At 53.8% G+C, this 18,549-nt stretch carries 20 protein-coding genes; 11 read left to right on the top strand and 9 right to left on the bottom strand.

What is annotated here, in order from left to right:
• The first annotated feature begins 27 nt into the window (after nt 1-27).
• Nucleotides 28-792, top strand: coding sequence for a thiazole synthase (locus ACTQ3V_RS06945; RefSeq protein WP_441466873.1), 765 nt, complete (start codon nt 28-30; stop codon nt 790-792).
• 227 nt (nt 793-1,019) lie between these two features.
• Nucleotides 1,020-2,210, top strand: a complete 1,191-nt coding sequence (gene thiH, locus ACTQ3V_RS06940) for a 2-iminoacetate synthase ThiH (protein WP_441466872.1) — start codon at nt 1,020-1,022, stop codon at nt 2,208-2,210.
• Nucleotides 2,211-2,298: 88 nt separating this feature from the next.
• On the opposite strand, the gene ACTQ3V_RS06935 is transcribed toward thiH, so the two are convergent.
• The 6 genes from ACTQ3V_RS06935 to yajC all read right to left on the bottom strand — a co-directional run bounded on the left by ACTQ3V_RS06935 (nt 2,299) and on the right by yajC (nt 5,920).
• Nucleotides 2,299-2,838 carry a hypothetical protein gene (locus ACTQ3V_RS06935; protein WP_441466871.1) on the bottom strand — a complete coding sequence of 180 codons (540 nt, stop codon included), beginning with the start codon at nt 2,836-2,838 and terminating at the stop codon, nt 2,299-2,301.
• A 60-nt stretch (nt 2,839-2,898) separates the two neighbouring features.
• A complete protein-coding gene (locus ACTQ3V_RS06930) occupies nt 2,899-3,390 on the bottom strand; it encodes a hypothetical protein (RefSeq protein ID WP_441466870.1) in 492 nt (163 codons plus the stop codon).
• Between the two features lie 103 nt (nt 3,391-3,493).
• A complete protein-coding gene (scfB, locus tag ACTQ3V_RS06925) occupies nt 3,494-4,873 on the bottom strand; it encodes a thioether cross-link-forming SCIFF peptide maturase (RefSeq protein ID WP_441466869.1) in 1,380 nt (459 codons plus the stop codon).
• An 82-nt stretch (nt 4,874-4,955) separates the two neighbouring features.
• The gene (scfA, locus tag ACTQ3V_RS06920) at nt 4,956-5,099 is read right to left on the bottom strand and encodes a six-cysteine ranthipeptide SCIFF (RefSeq protein ID WP_078096990.1); all 144 of its coding nucleotides are present in this window, start codon (nt 5,097-5,099) and stop codon (nt 4,956-4,958) included.
• Between the two features lie 13 nt (nt 5,100-5,112).
• Nucleotides 5,113-5,526, bottom strand: coding sequence for a TIGR04086 family membrane protein (locus ACTQ3V_RS06915; RefSeq protein ID WP_441466868.1), 414 nt, complete (start codon nt 5,524-5,526; stop codon nt 5,113-5,115).
• A gap of 61 nt (nt 5,527-5,587) precedes the next feature.
• Nucleotides 5,588-5,920 carry a preprotein translocase subunit YajC gene (gene yajC / locus ACTQ3V_RS06910; protein WP_441466867.1) on the bottom strand — a complete coding sequence of 111 codons (333 nt, stop codon included), beginning with the start codon at nt 5,918-5,920 and terminating at the stop codon, nt 5,588-5,590.
• Nucleotides 5,921-6,068: 148 nt separating this feature from the next.
• Here yajC and ACTQ3V_RS06905 point away from each other — a divergent pair, with 148 nt between their 5' ends.
• The 9 genes from ACTQ3V_RS06905 (at nt 6,069) to ACTQ3V_RS06865 (ending at nt 15,056) form a co-directional block, all read left to right on the top strand.
• Nucleotides 6,069-6,722: a sigma-70 family RNA polymerase sigma factor gene (locus ACTQ3V_RS06905; RefSeq protein ID WP_441466866.1), complete on the top strand. Its 654-nt coding sequence runs from the start codon at nt 6,069-6,071 to the stop codon at nt 6,720-6,722.
• Nucleotides 6,723-7,080: 358 nt separating this feature from the next.
• The gene (gene larE, locus ACTQ3V_RS06900; RefSeq protein WP_441466865.1) at nt 7,081-7,827 is read left to right on the top strand and encodes an ATP-dependent sacrificial sulfur transferase LarE; all 747 of its coding nucleotides are present in this window, start codon (nt 7,081-7,083) and stop codon (nt 7,825-7,827) included.
• On the top strand, nt 7,824-8,588 hold the full coding sequence (gene larB / locus ACTQ3V_RS06895; protein WP_441466864.1) for a nickel pincer cofactor biosynthesis protein LarB: 765 nt from the start codon (nt 7,824-7,826) through the stop codon (nt 8,586-8,588). Before larE ends, larB begins: the two co-directional genes overlap by 4 nt.
• Nucleotides 8,585-9,871, top strand: coding sequence for a nickel pincer cofactor biosynthesis protein LarC (gene larC, locus ACTQ3V_RS06890; RefSeq protein WP_441466863.1), 1,287 nt, complete (start codon nt 8,585-8,587; stop codon nt 9,869-9,871). Before larB ends, larC begins: the two co-directional genes overlap by 4 nt.
• A gap of 108 nt (nt 9,872-9,979) precedes the next feature.
• Nucleotides 9,980-11,569 carry an ABC transporter substrate-binding protein gene (locus ACTQ3V_RS06885; protein ID WP_441466862.1) on the top strand — a complete coding sequence of 530 codons (1,590 nt, stop codon included), beginning with the start codon at nt 9,980-9,982 and terminating at the stop codon, nt 11,567-11,569.
• Nucleotides 11,570-11,701: 132 nt separating this feature from the next.
• Nucleotides 11,702-12,697: an ABC transporter permease gene (locus tag ACTQ3V_RS06880; RefSeq protein ID WP_441466861.1), complete on the top strand. Its 996-nt coding sequence runs from the start codon at nt 11,702-11,704 to the stop codon at nt 12,695-12,697.
• Nucleotides 12,694-13,518 (top strand): ABC transporter permease, encoded by an 825-nt coding sequence (locus ACTQ3V_RS06875; RefSeq protein WP_441466860.1) that lies wholly within the window; start codon nt 12,694-12,696, stop codon nt 13,516-13,518. Before ACTQ3V_RS06880 ends, ACTQ3V_RS06875 begins: the two co-directional genes overlap by 4 nt.
• A gap of 10 nt (nt 13,519-13,528) precedes the next feature.
• Complete coding sequence (locus ACTQ3V_RS06870; protein WP_441466859.1) at nt 13,529-14,464, top strand: ABC transporter ATP-binding protein; 936 nt, start codon at nt 13,529-13,531, stop codon at nt 14,462-14,464.
• Nucleotides 14,454-15,056: an ABC transporter ATP-binding protein gene (locus ACTQ3V_RS06865; RefSeq protein WP_441466858.1), complete on the top strand. Its 603-nt coding sequence runs from the start codon at nt 14,454-14,456 to the stop codon at nt 15,054-15,056. Before ACTQ3V_RS06870 ends, ACTQ3V_RS06865 begins: the two co-directional genes overlap by 11 nt.
• A 63-nt stretch (nt 15,057-15,119) precedes the next feature.
• Here the strand turns inward: ACTQ3V_RS06865 and ACTQ3V_RS06860 are convergent, their stop codons facing one another.
• The 3 genes from ACTQ3V_RS06860 to ACTQ3V_RS06850 are packed head-to-tail and all read right to left on the bottom strand — an operon-like array spanning nt 15,120 to nt 18,543.
• Entirely contained in the window at nt 15,120-15,899 is a 780-nt protein-coding gene (locus ACTQ3V_RS06860) for a sulfite exporter TauE/SafE family protein (protein WP_441466857.1), read from the bottom strand.
• Between the two features lie 6 nt (nt 15,900-15,905).
• Nucleotides 15,906-17,069 carry a 6-phosphofructokinase gene (locus tag ACTQ3V_RS06855; protein WP_441466856.1) on the bottom strand — a complete coding sequence of 388 codons (1,164 nt, stop codon included), beginning with the start codon at nt 17,067-17,069 and terminating at the stop codon, nt 15,906-15,908.
• 13 nt (nt 17,070-17,082) lie between these two features.
• Nucleotides 17,083-18,543 (bottom strand): lactate racemase domain-containing protein, encoded by a 1,461-nt coding sequence (locus ACTQ3V_RS06850; RefSeq protein WP_441466855.1) that lies wholly within the window; start codon nt 18,541-18,543, stop codon nt 17,083-17,085.
• Nucleotides 18,544-18,549: the final 6 nt, after the last annotated feature.

Genomic DNA, 18,549 nt, shown 5'->3' with positions numbered 1-18,549 from the left:
TATGATAAAAAGGAGAACAGAAAAACAATGGAAGATAAGCTGATTCTGGGCGGGCATGAATTCACTTCCCGCTTTATTCTGGGCTCGGGTAAATATTCGCTCGATTTAATCAACGCCGCCGTACACCATGCAGGCGCGCAGATCATCACGCTCGCACTGCGCCGCGCCAATGAAGGCGGCACGGCGAACATCCTCGATTACATCCCCAAGGGCGTAACCTTGCTGCCCAATACCTCGGGCGCGCGCAACGCGGACGAGGCCGTGCGCATCGCGCGGCTCGCGCGTGAAGTCGGCTGCGGCGACTTTGTCAAAATCGAGATCATGCGCGACAGCAAATATCTGCTGCCGGACAACCAGGAAACCATCCGCGCGACCGAAATCCTCGCAAAAGAGGGCTTTGTCGTCATGCCGTATATGTATCCCGACCTGAATGTAGCGCGCGATTTGGTGAGCGCAGGCGCGGCCTGCGTGATGCCGCTCGGCGCGCCCATCGGTACCAACAAGGGACTTGCCACGCGCGAGTTTATTCAAATCCTGATTAACGAGATTGACCTGCCGATCATCGTAGACGCGGGCATCGGCCGCCCGTCGCAGGCCTGCGAAGCCATGGAAATGGGCGCGGCGGCTGTGATGGCCAATACCGCAATCGCCACGGCGGGCGATATTCCTGCGATGGCCGAGGCATTCAAAAAAGCGATTGAGGCCGGCCGCACGGCGTATCTCGCAGGACTCGGCCGCGTGCGCGACAGCGCGGCGGCCTCCTCCCCGCTGACCGGCTTTTTGCACGACTAAGGCACCTCCTCTGGGGTGGCAGCCGCCCTTGCTGTTCTAACCAGCAAACCGGGCGGCAAGCGCAAACCGGAACCCTGCTTTGCGCGCGCAGCGCGCCCTCAAGGGAAAGTGGATGATTCACAAGAAGGAGAAAACCGCAGGTTGTCCCCTTCTTGTGCGCCCGCCGCGCGCAGCGGCATTGCCCGCACCGCCTTGTGGGGAGCACAAAACAAGAAAGGAGTATTGTCATGTATGAACCAAAGCCGGAGGTTATCTCCGCAAAATATATCACCGCCGAAACCGACCACATGGCCTACCAGCCCGGCATGGACAACATCGGCTCGGACATTCAGGACGAGGTTATCGCCCGCATGAACGCCTACGATGCAGATTGCTACACTTCGGCTGACGTGCAGCGCGCTTTAAACCGCGATGTACTCCAGCCCGAGGACTTTGCAGCACTCCTCTCCCCCGCCGCCGCGCCCTTCCTCGAACAGATGGCGCAACGCGCGCAGATGGAGACACGCAAGCATTTCGGCAATTCGGTGCAGATGTTCACGCCGCTGTACATCGCCAACTATTGCGAAAATTACTGTATCTACTGCGGCTTCAACTGCCACAACAAAATCCGCCGCGCCAAGCTCGACATGGATGAAATCGAACGGGAGCTTCAGGCCATCGCCGCAACCGGTTTGCAGGAAATCCTGCTGCTGACCGGCGAAAGCCGCACAATGTCGCCCGTGGAATACATTGGTGAAGCGGTCAAGCTCGCGCGCCAGCACTTCCGCGTCATCGGCGTCGAAATTTACCCGGTCAACGTCAGCGAATACGCTTACCTGCACGAGTGCGGTGTGGATTACGTCACCGTTTTTCAGGAAACCTACGATGCGGACAAATACCAAACGCTGCATCTGGGCGGGCACAAGCGCATTTTTCCCTACCGTCTGAACGCGCAGGAGCGCGCCCTGATGGGCGGCATGCGCGGCGTAGGCTTTGCGGCGCTTCTGGGCCTGTCCGACTTCCGCAAGGACGCCTTTGCCACCGGTCTGCACGCTTATCTCCTCCAGCGCAAGTATCCGCACGCGGAAATCGCCTTTTCCTGCCCGCGTCTGCGTCCGATTATCAACAATGACACCATCAATCCCAAGGACGTACACGAGCCGCAGCTATTACAGGTCGTGTGCGCCTATCGTCTCTTCATGCCGTTCGCATCCATCACCATCTCGACACGCGAGCGCGCGGGTTTCCGCGACCACATCATCGGCCTTGCCGCGACCAAGATTTCGGCGGGCGTGGACGTCGGCATCGGCGGCCACTCGGGCGAGGACAAGGGCGACGAGCAGTTTGAGATTTCGGACGACCGCTCGGTCGACGAGGTCTATCAGGCCATTAAGGCCCACGGCTTACAGCCTGTCATGGCGGACTACCTGTATGTATGACAATCCCCCGGCAAGTGCGGCACTCCTCTCCCCACCGCTTTGCCCCGCAGAATGAACAGGAGCCGGACGCATATGCGTCCGGCTCCTGCTATATGTTCCACAGCAGCGCAAAGACCACGCGCAACAGCGCACCCGCTGCCGCCAGCAACAGACACACCGCAAACGGTACGCGACAGGCGCGCAGCGAATACCGTCCCATTGCCTCCCCGCTCTGCCACACCATTGAGCAGGCGGCGAGCAGCGCAGGCACACCCAGCATCGCGGGCAGCGCCGCCATGCCAAGGGACAGCAGCGCCCCTTCCTCCTGCCCCAGCCCGACCGCCATCGTCAGCGCCAGCACAAAGCCGCGCGCGGCTACCACAGCGGACAGGAACAGTGGTGCCGGGCGCAGCAGCGCACACAGCGGCGCGAGCACAATCCACAGCAGCGCGCACAACATGCTTTTCAGTGCCTGTCCCGGCAGCTGCGCCAGAAACGCTGTCAGCTCTACCGCGCTGTCCCCTTCGCTGGCGCGCAGGCCGGTCAGTCCTCCCGCTACCGCACCGCACAAAAACATTGCGCACAAAAACAGAAATGCGGGCGTGCGCACCAGATCATCAAAAAAACCGAGAATATGCTGCTTATTCATCCGTCTCCCCCTCGTGGAAGGTCATGATACAGCATATTCCCGGTTTTACCGTTTTAGAACTCAGCCCATTTCATTGATCCGCTCGCACATGGCGTTGACCAAATCGCGGCACGGCTGATGCAGGAACAGACGCGCTTTCTGGCTGATTTCATATGTAGCATACAGTTTTCCGTTCTCGTCCCGATGCAGCACCGCGGCAATCAGCTCAGTGGCGGCTGCGATGCGATCGGCAATATAAGCCAAATCCACCTTTTCGCTATCGCATACACTCACAACCACACGCTTCTGCGAACTGCTGGAGATCATAGCCAACTGGGTCGGCATCTCGCGCTTGGACGCTGTTACCAAAACGATTTCGCTTTTCATCACAGCGGAAAGGTCATCCTCACAGATGCGCGCATCATAGCCCTCAGCCGCCTGACAAGCCACCTGATTTTTAGAGGACAGGAACAAGTTGCGCGCAGGGATTACCTCTTTTTCCAGAATGGCACGAACCAGATGGGGCAGATATTCCCCTTCACCCAGCACGGACACCAATACGTTCTGCGGCATATCATCATCTCCTTCACAGAGGGACATTGAAAATACAGTAGTCATTATACGGCAGTCTTACAGCTCTCCGCAACGACTTTTACGGTTTTTTGATATATTTTTGTCACAATACCGAATCTGCGCAAATTTTCTCCGTCGCTTTCAGATAAATTGCACACTCCAATCGCTTGCGCTCCATCTCGCAACCGAGATCGTACGAATCATCCATATCGTGATTCATATTGTAGTTTGCCGCCGAGCAGCCGCCCGAACAGTAGAACTTCGCCCAGCACTTCTGGCACTTCGGGCGGGTGTAAATATTCATGCCCGCAAACTTGGCTGCAATGTCCATATCAAACGACTGGTCAAGCACACTGCCCTGCTTAAATTCATCCTTGCCGACAAACTGGTGGCAGGGATAGATGTCGCCGTCCGGCGTAACCGCCACATATTCGTAGCCTGCGCCGCAGCCGCGCAGACGCTTGACCACGCACGGACCCTGATCCAAATCGACCATGAAGTGGAAGAACGAGAACGGCTTGCCGGCCTTTCTGCGCTCAAGCATAAGCTCGGTCAGGCGGTCATATTCCGCTTCGATTTTGGGCAGGTCCGCTTCGGTTAAATCATAGCCGCAGCCGGACTCCGCCGTCACCGGCTCGACCGACAGGCGGTCAAAGCCCGCATCCGCAATGTGCACCACATCGTCGGCAAAGTCCAGATTATGCGAGGTGAACGTGCCGCGCGCATAGTAATCCTTTTGCGGGTCGCGCGCATCCACCAATGCCTTGAACTTGGGCACGATGACGTCATAGCTGCCCGCGCCCGACACGGTCTTGCGGAACTCGTCGTTCACCCCGGGGCGGCCGTCAAGCGACAGCACGACGTTGTCCATATTTTCGTTGATATAAGCGCGCTTGTCCTCATCGAGCAGCAAGCCGTTGGTGGTGATGGTGAAGCGGAATTTTTTGCCGAACTTCTCCTCCAAACTGCGCGCATAGTCCACCGTCTGCACAACCGTATCCCACGCCATAAGCGGCTCGCCGCCGAAGAAGTCCACCTCGATATTACGCCGCTTGCCCGAGCGCGCGATGACAAAGTCTATCGCCTTTCTGGCAATTTCCGGTGGCATGATCTTGCGGCCTTGGCCGAAGTCACCCGTAGATGCAAAGCAGTATTTGCAGCGCAGGTTGCAGTCATGCGCGACATGCAGGCACAGCGCCTTGACCGGTGCGCCGACCGGAATGTACTTGCTCACGTCGATGTAATCATCCTGCGCGAACAGCTGGCCCGCCTTTTTCAGCTCCGCCAGTTCGCCGTACGCCTCGCGCACTTCGTCCGCCGGATACTGCGAAAGCTGGTCCACAATCTGCTGCGGACAGGTATCCGCCATATTTTCGTCAATCAGACCGGACACCGCATAGCTGATATCATCCAGCACATGCACCGCGCCCGAATTGACGTCCAGCACAAAATTCAAGCCGTTTTTTTGATAGCGATGAATCATTTCTTTAATCTTCCTCCGATACGAAACAAACAAGGCGCGCCGCAACCGGCACGCCTTGCGATTGACTTCATAAAACCCGCGATTACTTCGCGTGCTCGCACTTCTGGTTCGCCACCGTGCAAGAAGTCTTGCATGCGGACTGGCAGGAAGTCTGGCACTCGCCGCAGCCGCCGTGTGCCGCCGTCTGCTTCAGAGTTGCAGAGGTCAGGGTAGAAACATGCTTCATGGAAATTTCCCTCCTACTTTTTCAAATGACGATATTTGTTCCGTTTACGCATATTGGCGCCGGCAAAACCGCCGATCGCCGAAGCCGCCAGCGCACAAAGCAAGCTGACCGCCATACGCACAACATCGATTGGCTGGGCGAGCGGCATGATGCTCACCAACAGCAGAATCAGAAAAACCAGAATTCCGGCGCCCATCGCCCACAGGAATTTCCCGCCCGGAGCGCGCTTTGCCGAAATCAGCGCCGCTATCGCACAGCCGACTGCCATAAAGATCAGCGCACACGGCGCGATTGCCTGTTCCGCCAACACACGACGATGCACGAAAATCGCACCAACCAGCATCAGCAGAAAGGTTGCCAGCAGGCCGACCACTGCCGCCGGCAGCAATACGCCGACAGGCGAAGGTCCTTCATTGGTTTTCCTCATAACTTACGCATCCTCCCGCCGAATGATTTTGCTTTATCCTATTCGGCAAGAAACCGGTTTATTACTTTGCGTTCTTATCCGCATCCTTGGGCGCCTCGACCGTTTCGGTCGCCGGAGCCTCCTTGCCGCGAATGGCCCAACGGTAAATCTTGAGCTTAGTACGATCGCTGGACGTTTCGATTACCAACACATCATCCTTTATGCTGACAACACGGCCGATAAAACCGCCGATTGTGGAAACCTCATCGCCCACATCAATCGAATTGCGCATATCGCGTTCGGCCTTATCGCGCTTACGCTGCGGACGGATTATCAGAAAGTAGAACAAAACGATCAGAACGACAAACGGCGCGAATTGCCCAATCGCTGTCAGGTATTCCTGAGCACCTGGCATTGCTTACACCTCCCCGTGCATTTAGCCATGAATACTACCATATTATAATGGATTCCCATGCAAATTACAAGCCCTATTTTCTCCGTCATAGGACAGCCATCGACACGCATAACGTAACGGTATCTTGAAAAAAGCGAGGTGCGTTTGCATGCTGTTTCCCGCCCTGTTTGCGCTGGGCGGCGCATTCATTTTTCTGGTCCTGCGCGTGCAGGGCGCGGACGGGTCGTTCCCCAAGCCGCTGCCGCCGGATAAAGAAGCCGAGCTGCTGCGAAAAATGCAGCAGGAGGGAGACGAAAAGGCCCGCGAGCAGTTGATTGAGCACAATCTGCGGCTTGTGGCGCATATTGTCAAGAAATACTATGCCTCCAGCGCCGAACAGGATGACCTGATTTCCATTGGCACCATCGGGCTGATCAAAGCGGTCAGCACCTTCCGTCCGGATAAGAGCATCCGTCTGGCAACCTATGCTTCTAAATGTATCCAAAACGAGCTTCTGATGCACTTTCGGCAAAAACGCAAAAACGCAGGAGAGTTATCCCTTTCCGACACGCTCGAAACCGACGGCGACGGCAATGCACTGGCTTTGCAGGATATCATCTGCTGCGAGGACGACGGCCTTGCCGCCGTGGAAGAGCACGACCGCTATCTTGCCATGAATCGCGCACTATCCGCCGCGCTTTCCCCGAGAGAGCGGGAAATCATACGGCTGCGGTACGGTCTCGGCATGGCCGCACCGCTGCCCCAGCGCGAGATTGCCAAACGCTTCGGCATCTCGCGATCGTATGTATCAGAGCGCGGCTAATGTAAACGAAGACCGGAAGGCAGAAAAGCTGCTATTGTTTCCGCTTCTGTTTTATGTGTGAAGGTGGCGCATTTTTCGCATTTTATGCTTTATTCTATCAAACGCTTGTTTTGCAATCAAAACCAGCGCAATGGTTTGTTTCGCAAACGCTGTTTATTTACTCAAAACAGGTATTGATTTTTTGGTGAAGAAAGTGTATACTATCTCAGGTAGTATGAAGCTATCCTTGCTAATGCAAAAGCATTAGGTTTTCGCAATGTGTCAACAACCAATATTGCATGAATCGTATGCTTAGAAAGCACACACTTCCTCTGAAGGGGATTTGTGTGCTTTATTTTTTTGAGTAAGAGGTGATGATTTGAACTTAAAAGAATTTTTCAAACTGCATCCAAAAGTTGCGCTTGCTTTCTCCGGCGGTGTGGATTCCGCATATCTGCTGTATGCCGCAAAGCAATACGCGGAGGAAGTAAAGGCTTACTACGTGAAAGCAGAGTTTCAGCCTCAATTTGAACTGGATGATGCAGTGCGGTTAGCCAACGAGCTGGGCGCAGATATGCAGCGTCTTGACTTGCACGTTCTTTCTGCACCGTATGTAAAGGAAAATCCATCTAACCGATGCTACTACTGCAAAAAAGCGATATTCGGGGCTATCATGGAGGCTGCAAAATCAGACGGGTTCACCGTTCTGCTTGACGGAACGAACGCCTCCGATGACGCCGCCGACCGTCCGGGCATGCGGGCGTTGGCAGAATTGTCTGTTCTTTCCCCGCTGCGTGCATGTGGCTTGACGAAATCACAGGTACGACAGCTTTCAAAGGAAGCAGGGCTGTTCACTTGGGATAAGCCTGCATATGCCTGTCTTGCCACAAGAATACCGCACGGCGAGGAAATCACACCGGAAAATTTGTTGGCAACTGAAACTGCTGAAAATTATATGTTTTCCCTTGGTTTTTCGGATTTTCGTGTCCGTTCCCAAAATGGTCACGCAAGAATACAACTGCCCGAGTCACAGCTTACACTGCTGTTGGAGCATCGCCGCGCAATCCTGACAAAGCTGAAGGAATATTACAAAACCGTATCGCTGGATCTGGAGGTGCGAGGATGAATACTGATATCAGGAAGCTGCTTGAAGGTGTCAGCACAGGCAGTGTTTCTGTCGACGATGCCCTGCTAAAACTGAAAACAAAACCGTTTGAGGACATCGGTTATGCAAAAGTGGATATGCACCGTAAGCTGCGTCAAGGTGTGGCAGAGGTGATCTATGGTGCAGGAAAGACCGCCGAACAGATCGTTGGCATTGCAGAGACGATGCTGCGTAACGGACAGAATACCATTCTCATCACCCGGCTGGCTGAGGACGCTGCTGAGGCGGTAAAAAAGGTGCATCCGCTTACCTATTATAAGGATGCTCGATGCGGCATTATCGGGCAGATGCCTGTCCCTGACGGTATTGGAAAAATCGTAGTGGTAACAGGCGGAACCAGTGATATCCCGGTTGCAGAAGAAGCGGCGTTGACCGCTTCGGTTCTCGGCAATCAGGTTGTACGCCTGTATGATATTGGGGTTGCCGGCCTTCATAGGACGCTTGCGCATCTCGATGATATTATGAGCGCAAGCGTTATTATCGCCATCGCCGGTATGGAGGGGGCGCTGGCCAGCGTGATAGGCGGTCTTGCCGACTGCCCTGTTATCGCCGTGCCGACCAGTGTTGGCTACGGTGCATCCTTTCATGGATTATCTGCGCTCTTATCCATGCTCAATTCCTGCGCCAGCGGCGTGTCGGTAGTGAATATTGATAATGGTTTCGGAGCCGGATATCTTGCCAATATGATCAATCACATGAATGTGAGGAAAGAGAGTGAATGATGCGAACGCTATATCTTGATTGCGGTATGGGTGCGGCAGGAGATATGCTGGCGGCTGCACTGCTTGAACTGTTGCCCAATCCCGATGAATTGATAAGGGAACTCAATCAGCTGGGGATTCCGGGCGTTGTTTTCAAAACAGAACCTTCCGTAAAATGCGGGATCACCGGAACGCATATGACTGTGATGATACATGGCAAGGAGGAAGAAAGTCATGACTGTCATCACGAGCATGCGCATGATCATGAGCATGAACACAGCCACGAGCACGAACACAGCCACGAGCATGAACACAGCCACGAGCACGAACATGGCCATCACCATGCGCATCATCACAGCCATCACCATCGCGGACTGCATGATATTGAGCACATTGTGCGTGGACATCTTTCCCTAACGCAAAAAGTGCAGGATGATGTCATGCAGGTATATACACTGATTGCAGAAGCCGAGAGTCATGCGCACGGTATTCCGGTATCAGAGATCCATTTTCACGAAGTCGGGACAATGGATGCGATTGCGGACATCACCGCGGTATGTATGCTGATGGATCGCCTGTCGCCGGATGAGGTAGTCGTATCCCCTGTTCATGTAGGCAGCGGTCAGGTCAAATGCGCGCACGGCATCCTCCCTGTTCCCGCACCGGCAACGGCATTTATTCTCAAAGATACACCGATTTATGGCGGAAATATTCGCGGAGAACTGTGTACGCCAACCGGGGCAGCTTTGCTCAAACACTTTGCAACACGTTTCGGGAGCATGCCAATTATGAAAACACAGACCATCGGCTATGGTATGGGCAAAAAAGATTTCGAAGCCGCAAACTGCGTTCGTGCGATGCTCGGTGAGCGCGAGGGTGCCGGAGACGAAATCTGCGAACTGAGCTGCAACGTGGATGACATGACCGGAGAAGCGATTGGATTTGCCATGGACAGGCTGTTTCAAGCCGGTGCGGTGGATGTGTGCACAATACCTATTGGCATGAAAAAATCTCGCCCCGGCACCCTCATTCAGGTCATGTGCCGGGTGAACGATAAGGAAACGATCATTCAGGCTATTTTCAAGTACACCACAACAATCGGCATCCGTGAGAATATACTCCGCAGATATGTCCTTGACCGGCGAATCGAAACCATTGATACCGCGTATGGGGCTGTTCGCTGCAAGGTATCTGCCGGTTATAGCGTTGAACGCAGAAAATATGAATATGAGGATATTTTCCGTATTGCGAAAGAGAACAACCTCTCTGTGGAAGAGGTTCTGGCAAAGATAGGAAAAATATAAAAACAGATTCGTCAGGGCAGCGTACGGTAGGAACAGTATCCAGACTACTCTGCTGCCGCTGACATGATTCCGATGCAAATGCGCATAAATGAAAGGAAACCATTACGGATGAACATAAAACGACTTTTTGCTTTGCTCCTTGCTGTGGTTATGGTGAGCGGTATGGCCGCATGCGGAAATGAAACAGCAAATAACGGCCCCAAAAACAGCGTTGTGATTGCGATTGGTTCCGAGCCGGAAACGCTCGATCCTACCCAGGGCTGGGGGCATGGCAACTCGCCGATTGTCCAGAGCACCCTTGTAAAATACACCGCCGATCTGACCTTTGAGAACGATCTGGCAACGCAATATGCACTGTCCCCGGATGGACTGACATGGACATTCTCCATTCGGGACGACGCCTTCTTTACTGATGGTGAAAAGGTGACCGCATCTGATGTTGCATTCACCTTGGAAACCGCAAAAGCTGCACAGGGTTCTGTTGATCTTACTTATATGAAAAGCGCCGTTGCGCAGGATGATACCACTGTTGTCATCACCCTCTCTAAACCTACTTCCATCTTCCTCAATACCCTTGCCTCCATCGGTATCGTTCCCGAGCACGCATATGGCGAGGATTACGGCACCAACCCGATTGGTTCCGGCCCATACAAGTTTGTTGAATGGAGACCACAGGAACAGATCATTTTTACCGCAAACGAAAATTACTACGGCGATGCCCCTGCCATCAAGGATGTAACGGTTGTCTTTATGTCGGAGGATGCGGCTCTTGCTGCCGTTCAGGCCGGAGAGGTAGATGTTGCGTATTCTACCGCCACACTCGGCACAACAGAAGTCGAGGGATATCATGTAGAAGCCATTACCTCCGCAGACAACCGCGGCTTTACCCTTCCGGTTCTTCCGAATGAAGGCAATACCACGGAAAGCGGCGCACCGATTGGTAACGATGTAACTTGCAATATCGAAATTCGTCAGGCAATCGCCTATGCCATTGACCGCCAGCAGGTGGTTGACGCTGTGCTGAATGGTTTTGGCCGGCCCGCTTATTCTGAGAATGACGGTATGCCTTGGAACAACCCCGAAGTCGCGATTGAAACCGATGTGGATTATGCCAAAAAACTCCTTGCTGATGCGGGATGGGCCGATACCGATGGCGACGGCATTGTTGAAAAGAATGGTTTGAAGGCTGAGTTTGACTGTGTTTATCCTACCGGGGACTCTGTGCGTCAGGCGGTTGGTATGGCTGCCGCTGAACAGCTGCTGGCCATTGGCATCAAAGTCAATATCGAAGGCATGAGCTGGGATGAAATCATGAATGTCATGTTCTCTCACGCCGTATTGATGGGATGGGGGTCCGCAATTCCTAACGAAACCTACTATCTGTATCGTTCGGAAGGCGCTCTTTTAGATGACTTTTACAATCCGGAAGGCTATATGAGCGATGTGACGGACGGCTATCTGAATGCCGCTATGGAGGCGCTTACCGTAGAAGAAGCAAATGAAAATTGGCAGAAAGTACAGTGGGACGGCACAACCGGAACGTCCATGCGGGGAGAATGTCCTTGGGTATGGATTGTCAATCTGGATCATGTGACCTATGTCCGTGATGGCCTTTCCATTGGAGAGCAGCCAATCCACGGTCACGGTCATGGCCTGCCGCTGATTCAGAATCTCCACGAGTGGACTTGGATGGAATAACTCTACTACGATGAGAGTCAGCCTGCCGCATCACAGGTGTGCGGTAGGCTGTTCTTAAAATGACTCTGTCGTTTTTTACAAGGAAACGGCCTACCGTTTGTTTGTAAAAAGCGATGGGATCGAGGTGTGTTTATGCAAGAAACCTTAAGGCGGCTTGCCCGCATTTTCGTTACATACAGTATAAAAATTATTTCTCTGTTACTGGCGGTCAGCATTATCTCGTTTGCATTGGTCTGCGCGTCTCCAGTCGACCCGGTACAGCAATATATCATAGGGCTGGGAACCGCAGTTTCCCCGGAGCAGCGTGCGGAAATCGAGGATTATTGGGGCGTGAACGAGCCGCCGGTGGAACGGTATTTTACTTGGCTTTCCGAGCTTTTACAGGGAAACATGGGCGAATCCTCTATATATCGCAGACCCGTTTCGGATGTCATCAGGGAACGGTTTTTTAATTCACTGGCATTGATGCTGTGTGCATGGACACTGGCAGGTGCGATTGGATTTGTTCTGGGATGTATCATGGGGATGTATCAGGATAAATGGCAGGATAACATACTGAAAAAAATATGTTATATCCTAAGCTCCGTTCCCACCTTCTGGCTTGGCCTCGTGTTTCTGCTGATATTTTCGGTCTGGCTGAAATGGTTTCCTATCGGGTTTTCCAGCCCCATCGGCATTACCAGCGACAATGTGACGATTTGGCAGAAAATATATCATCTGATATTGCCTGCCTTTACACTCAGTCTGTTGTCATTTGCGAATATAGCATTGCATACCCGGCAAAAGCTGGTGGATGTATTGAACAGCGAATATGTTTTATTTGCCCGAGCCAGAGGGGAAGGAAAGTGGACCATTCTGCGCCGCCATGGACTGCGAAATATTCTAATCCCTGCATTGACGCTGCAATTTGCGTCTTTTGCCGAGTTGTTCGGCGGCTCTGTATTGGCGGAAAATGTATTCAGCTATCCCGGACTTGGCAGCACGGTATCTGCCGCGGGACTGAGCTGTGATGTACCGCTGCTTCTCGGCATCACCTTGTTTTCCGCGTTGTTCGTATGCGTCGGTAATATGATCGCAAATCTGCTTTACGGAATCATCGATCCGCAGATACGGGAGGTGGGGGCATGAAACGGTTCAACCGTTACACAAAGGTTATCCTCCTTACTGTTGTTATGGTAATCGTTTGGATTGCCGTATATGCCTGTGGTGTCCTGATTCCTGACGACGCCGTTGCCGGAAACTTTCTCAATGCCAGACAGCCGCCATCATGGCAATCTCCTTTTGGCACAGATGCGTTGGGACGCAATCTGCTCATGCGCACACTCAAAGGGCTGTCCGTCAGTATGACGGTGGGGTTTGCGGCATCGCTGATCAGTGCAGTCGTGGCTGTCTTTGTGGGTATTGCAGCCGCCACGGGATCCAAGCGGGTAGATGCTTGCATGAACTGGTTGATTGATCTTGTCATGGGCGTTCCGCATACCATTCTGATTATTCTCATTTCTTTTGCTTTGGGACGAGGATTGCGAGGCTTGCTCATCGGTATTGCCGCTACCCATTGGTGCAGCCTTGCCCGCTTGATAAGAGGAGAGGTTTTGCAGCTGCGCTCCCAGCAGTATGTGGCGGTTTCCCGTAAACTTGGAAAGTCCAGCGGATGGATATTGGTCAATCACCTGCTGCCCCATTTGCTTCCTCAGTTTTTCGTTGGTTTAATCCTGATGTTCCCCCATGCAATTTTGCATGAAGCATCGGTCTCGTTTTTGGGCTTTGGGCTACCGCCGGAACAGCCGGCAATCGGAATCATTCTTTCGGAAAGTATGCGGTATATTTCAACGGGGATGTGGTGGTCCGCGGTTTTACCCGGACTCGCTCTTGTGCTTATCGTCCTGCTGGTTGACAAGTTGGGAGATAACCTGCGCATGCTCCTTGACCCGTACAGCGCACAGGAATAAGGAGGCAGACATGGAACAGAAAAAAGAAACTCTACTTGAAATACATGATTTATCTGTTTCTTTCCGCATGTATGATCGCGGCTTAAAGCAAAAGGATTTGCGGGTTATTTCGGATTTGCACCTGACTGTATATCCCGGAGAAATCGTTGCCATTGCAGGCTCTTCCGGTTCGGGAAAAAGTTTGCTGGCTTCTGCGATTCTCGGTATTCTGCCCGGCAACGCAACGGTACAGGGCCATCTGCACTATAAAGGACAGGAATTGTCTGAAAAAAGGCAGCAACAGCTTCGGGGAACCGAAATCGCTCTTGTGCCACAGTCGGTTGCTTATTTCGATCCCCTCCTGAAAGTAGGCGAGCAGGCAGATGGGCACCGAAATCCCCGACCAACAGAAAAGCGAAAAAAAATTTTTAAGCGTTTGGGATTACCTGATAAAACCGAACGGCTCTATCCCTTTCAGCTTTCGGGCGGTATGGCAAGACGTGTACTCGTTTCCACCGCTCTGATTACAGACGCGCAGCTGCTCATTGCGGACGAACCAACGCCGGGCATGAGTCTTGAACAGGCGCTGGAAGCGCTGAAAATGTTCCGCGAAATGGCAAATGAAGGCAAGGCAATCATTCTCATCACGCATGACATAGACCTTGCATTTGAATTTGCCGACAGGGTTGCTGTATTTTATTCAGGAACTACCGTTGAAACCGCTCCCGCATCGGATTTCAAAACAGGTCCTGACGCGCTGCGGCACCCCTATTCCAAGGCTCTATGGCGCGCATTGCCGCAAAACGGCTTTCAGCCCATTGACGGGTTCCAGCCATACGCTGGAGACTTGCCAGCGGGCTGTCTTTTCGCACCTCGCTGTCCATACAGAACAGAGGACTGTGTGAAAAAGGTTCCCCCGGTGCGTGAAATCCGAGGTGGTGAAGTGAGGTGTTATCATGGGACTTGAAGCCAAGAATATCTATTTCCGATATGACAAAAGACAGCCTTGGATTCTGCAGGACCGGAGTTTAACCGTTGATAAAGGGGAACGTCTGGCGATCTTTGCCCCAAGCGGTTATGGCAAGACCACCCTTGCCATGCTTCTGGCAGGTTACCTGAAGCCGGATCAGGGACAAATTTTGCTGGATGGCAAACCACTGCCATCAAAAGGAATCTGCCCCGTGCAGCTGATTTATCAGCATCCGGAAAAGGCGATCAACCCCCGTTGGCGATTAAAAAGCGTATTGGAAGAAAGCGGTGCGCTGCGGAGAGATATGCTGGGTGCTTTCGGGATTGAACCGGCATGGCTTGACCGATTTCCACGCGAATTATCCGGCGGTGAACTGCAAAGATTCTGCGTAGCAAGAGCTTTATTGAGCGGTGCGGATTTTCTGATTTGCGATGAAATCAGTACCATGCTGGATGTGATTACACAAGCTCAGATTTGGAATGTTGTTTTGCAGGAAGCCGAAAAACGCAATATGGGAATCATTGCGGTCACACATAATAAGCATCTTGCACAGAGAATTGCAACAAGAACTATAGACCTGTCTGCATAGACAGACTAACGCCGCAGGCATCTTGCCTACGGCGTTTTGTTCAAAATAGAGCGGCGGCTTATGCTACAGGAAACACCGAATCAGGTTGTATATACTGATACCGGTAATCACCAAGAGCAACCAGAAGAAAAGTCTGTCTACTGCCTTATTATCCATACGGCGGCTGAAACTGCGGCCTATTGTACCGCCAGCCACACCGCCCACTACCATGGCAATGAGGACGAACCACTCAAATTCAGGCACTGTGTGCCCGATAAGGGTGTTAAGGAAACTGGCTCCCTGAGAGAACAGAATCACATACAGAGAATTGAGGGCTGCTGTCTTGGAGTCCATGGAGAAGAAGTAGTAGAGCACGGCCAGATTGATCGGGCCGCCGCCGATCCCCAGAAAGGAGGACAACACCCCCAGAGCCAGACCGATCACTGCGCAGGCCACTCCGTTGCGCACATCCAGTGTGCGGATACGCGGCCGATTCAAGGTATAGGCCAACACGCCGAGCGTGAGCACAATCATCAGGATCTGCTGAGCCACCGAGACAGCGGAGCCGCCGGCATCCTTCACCATGTCAAACATCTGCTTGCCCGCGATGCCGCCAATGGCAGCGCCGATGGCCAGCAGAGTACCCCGCCGCGGCTCCACCTTCACCTCACCGCCAATGCTGCGGAGCATGGAGGCAATCGTCATGGCCAGCACGGTGCAGCCGGACAGAAAACTGATGGTGTCCACGGGTAGGCCGGACACGGCGTCCATCACCGGTTTGATGATGACACCGCCACCCACGCCGCTGATGCCGCCGATGGTGGTGGCCAGAATGGCGACCAGAAAATAAAACAAAGTTTGCATTCCGGATTACCGCAGAGAAATAAACCGGCTGTCATAGTCCCCCAGCAGGGGCTCGCAGTAGGCTTTGAAATCCGGCTTGATGCTGGCACCGTCCTCGCCGATCCACTCCAGCGGGAACTTCTTCTCGGCATTGGCCACCTTTTCCAGCGGGATGAGGCAGGTCTTGGAGACATAGGGATTCCGGGTGGTTTCAAATCCCACCATAAAGCCGGTCTGTCCCTCCACAGCGGAGCGGACCGCACAAGCGCCAGCCTCTTCGGCCTCCTTCTGGTCGATATCAGACATCAAAGCCACGCTGACACGGCCCAGCAGGCCGGGTTTCTCGGAACGGGACTTGAGGCCGGTTTCCTGCATAATCATGTCGCTGAGGGCCTGAGCGGCACCGCCGGGCACCTTATGTCCGAAGCCGTCGACTACGCCCGAATCGGCCACAGGAGAGCCGTCGGCATAGTGAATGCCCTCGGAGATGGTCACCAGCAGGCCTTTCCCCTTAGCAAACTTCTCCTTCACCGCGGCGAGGAATTTTTCCTTGTCAAAAGCCACCTCAGGCAGGTACACCAGATGCTCACAGGGCATCAGGTCGGCATACAGAGCGGAAGCGGCGGTAATCCAGCCGGCGTTACGCCCCATCAGTTCCATCACCACCACGTGGATGGGCAGAGCGGAAGCGTCCTGCGCCAACTCCAGCGCAGAGACAGCCGCATACTTGGCGGCGCTGCCGAAGCCGGGGCAGTGGTCTGTGACGTCCAAATCGTTGTCGATGGTTTTGGGGATACCGATGACCCGCAGCTCATACCCGGTTTGGACGGAGAGCTGATAAATCTTATTGCAGGTATCCATGGAGTCATTGCCGCCATTGTAGAAGAAATAGCGGATGTTGAACTTTTTGAAGCACTCCAGCACGGCAGGATAGTCGGCATCGGTGAGCTTACGGCGGCACGAACCCAGAGCGGAAGCGGGCGTCTTGGCCAGCAAGGCCAGTTCCTCGTCGGCAAACCGGCCCAAATCGATCAGATCCCCGGCCAGAATACCCTCGGCCCCAAAACGAGCCCCGTAAATGGTCTCGATCTCACCATGGGTCTTGGCCTCCCGCACCGCTCCCAGCAGAGAGCTGTTGATGACCGGAGTGGGGCCGCCACCGTGAGCGATGAGCATATTTCCTTTCAGCATATCGGGCCCCTCCTTACACGTTTGTCAGATCGTCGTCCTTCATGCACAGATGGACGGCACCCAGTTTGAAGGTCTGCGGCAGGGCCAGAATGTTGGGGTTGGGGCCTACATACTTCTTCATGGCATCGGCCAACGCCTCCTCGAAGGTAGCGCGGGTCTTGAGTCCCATGCCCCGGGCAATACCCGGCTCCTGCGCGCCCACGATGTAAATGGCAGAAGTGTTCATCTCGGCGATGTGACCACAGCTCATCATAGAGAAACCATGGAAGGGATGGAAGGCATTGCAGAAGCGGTACTTGCGGATATACTCCTGATTGGTGGCAAAATATTCGCCGTACCGGTTCATATCGGGCAGGATATTCATATAGTCGTGCTGGAACATCTCGTACAGCTCCCGCAGGTAGGGCCACCGCTCGTCGTGGAAATAGCCGTTGCAGATGGAGGAGCAGATAATCACGCAGTTGTCCTTCATCACTCGCTTGTGGCGAATCACCTGCGCGGACAGAGCCTGCATCATCTGAATCGGGTTGGTGCCCATGCCGTTGCCATAATGGAAGTTCTGGGGCATGCCGAATACCATCACGTCATATTTCTTATCCGCGAACGGCACATAGGTACGCTTGTTGGCAATCTTCCAGGACTCAGGCTGCATCACCTTGGCATAGCCGGAGTAAATGGCGATCTGTCGAGAGTAGGTATCCAGCACGGCGTCACAGCAGAAGAAGGGATGGCCCATCTTCTCCTCCATGTGCATACCAATCTCGTCAAACTTTGTGCGCATCAGGGAGTGGCCGGACACGGGAGTGAAGTCATCCCGGTGCATGACCTTAGGCACATGGTGGCTGGCAATGCTCCGCCAGTGGGTGATGCCGGTGGCGCAGTGCTTGTAGCCGCCGGAATAGCCGCCATAGGGGTTGCCTTGGGTGTGGCCGATGAGGATGGGGATGTCGCAGTCGAAGACATACTTGTTCATCAGCACCGGGTCGCCCCGGTCGGTGACGCCCAGATCCACCATGTGCTCGTAGTCCTCGGAGTCATGGCTGGTGATCTGGTTGGTGTAATAGAACTCGTTGAACAGCTCCTCCCCCAGAATCTGCTTCATCTCGGACACAGTGGCACGGGGATGCAGGCCGTTGGAGAACATGAACAGAATATCCTTCTTCTCCACACCGGCAGCGTACAGCTCATCCAGGCATACCTTGATGGACACTTTCCGATGGCTGGTCGGCTGACAGCCGCCCTTGACGATATCCGGGATGACAAAAACCACGGTCTTGCCGGGGCCGGCCAGCTCCTTTAGGGGAGGCATGCCCATGGGGTTCCGGATGGACTCGAGCGTAGCGTTGTACAAGCTGTCCCAGTCCTGTGGCAGACAGGCAGGGTCGGGTACGGTGGTACCGGGGATAAACACATCGGTGCTGTCGGGCAGCTCAGCGCTCATCAGGCCGTGGCCATATTCAAAATCAAGCTTCATGGGTGT

It is taken from the genome of Candidatus Agathobaculum pullicola (assembly GCF_052117205.1).
In the GTDB taxonomy this organism is placed as follows: Bacteria; Bacillota; Clostridia; order Oscillospirales; family Butyricicoccaceae; genus Agathobaculum; species Agathobaculum pullicola.
Note: the sequence above shows the minus strand (reverse complement) of the source record. Positions and strands in the feature narration are given on the sequence as shown.

Bases quoted from the DNA above. Each gene is read 5' to 3' on its own strand.
- ACTQ3V_RS06945 (WP_441466873.1), top strand. From the start codon at position 28: ATGGAAGATAAGCTGATTCTGGGCGGGCATGAATTCACTTCCCGCTTT.
- thiH (WP_441466872.1), top strand. From the start codon at position 1,020: ATGTATGAACCAAAGCCGGAGGTTATCTCCGCAAAATATATCACCGCC.
- ACTQ3V_RS06935 (WP_441466871.1), bottom strand. From the start codon at position 2,838: ATGAATAAGCAGCATATTCTCGGTTTTTTTGATGATCTGGTGCGCACG.
- ACTQ3V_RS06930 (WP_441466870.1), bottom strand. From the start codon at position 3,390: ATGCCGCAGAACGTATTGGTGTCCGTGCTGGGTGAAGGGGAATATCTG.
- scfB (WP_441466869.1), bottom strand. From the start codon at position 4,873: ATGATTCATCGCTATCAAAAAAACGGCTTGAATTTTGTGCTGGACGTC.
- scfA (WP_078096990.1), bottom strand. From the start codon at position 5,099: ATGAAGCATGTTTCTACCCTGACCTCTGCAACTCTGAAGCAGACGGCG.
- ACTQ3V_RS06915 (WP_441466868.1), bottom strand. From the start codon at position 5,526: ATGAGGAAAACCAATGAAGGACCTTCGCCTGTCGGCGTATTGCTGCCG.
- yajC (WP_441466867.1), bottom strand. From the start codon at position 5,920: ATGCCAGGTGCTCAGGAATACCTGACAGCGATTGGGCAATTCGCGCCG.
- ACTQ3V_RS06905 (WP_441466866.1), top strand. From the start codon at position 6,069: ATGCTGTTTCCCGCCCTGTTTGCGCTGGGCGGCGCATTCATTTTTCTG.
- larB (WP_441466864.1), top strand. From the start codon at position 7,824: ATGAATACTGATATCAGGAAGCTGCTTGAAGGTGTCAGCACAGGCAGT.
- larC (WP_441466863.1), top strand. From the start codon at position 8,585: ATGATGCGAACGCTATATCTTGATTGCGGTATGGGTGCGGCAGGAGAT.
- ACTQ3V_RS06885 (WP_441466862.1), top strand. From the start codon at position 9,980: ATGAACATAAAACGACTTTTTGCTTTGCTCCTTGCTGTGGTTATGGTG.
- ACTQ3V_RS06880 (WP_441466861.1), top strand. From the start codon at position 11,702: ATGCAAGAAACCTTAAGGCGGCTTGCCCGCATTTTCGTTACATACAGT.
- ACTQ3V_RS06875 (WP_441466860.1), top strand. From the start codon at position 12,694: ATGAAACGGTTCAACCGTTACACAAAGGTTATCCTCCTTACTGTTGTT.
- ACTQ3V_RS06870 (WP_441466859.1), top strand. From the start codon at position 13,529: ATGGAACAGAAAAAAGAAACTCTACTTGAAATACATGATTTATCTGTT.
- ACTQ3V_RS06865 (WP_441466858.1), top strand. From the start codon at position 14,454: ATGGGACTTGAAGCCAAGAATATCTATTTCCGATATGACAAAAGACAG.
- ACTQ3V_RS06860 (WP_441466857.1), bottom strand. From the start codon at position 15,899: ATGCAAACTTTGTTTTATTTTCTGGTCGCCATTCTGGCCACCACCATC.
- ACTQ3V_RS06855 (WP_441466856.1), bottom strand. From the start codon at position 17,069: ATGCTGAAAGGAAATATGCTCATCGCTCACGGTGGCGGCCCCACTCCG.
- ACTQ3V_RS06850 (WP_441466855.1), bottom strand. From the start codon at position 18,543: ATGAAGCTTGATTTTGAATATGGCCACGGCCTGATGAGCGCTGAGCTG.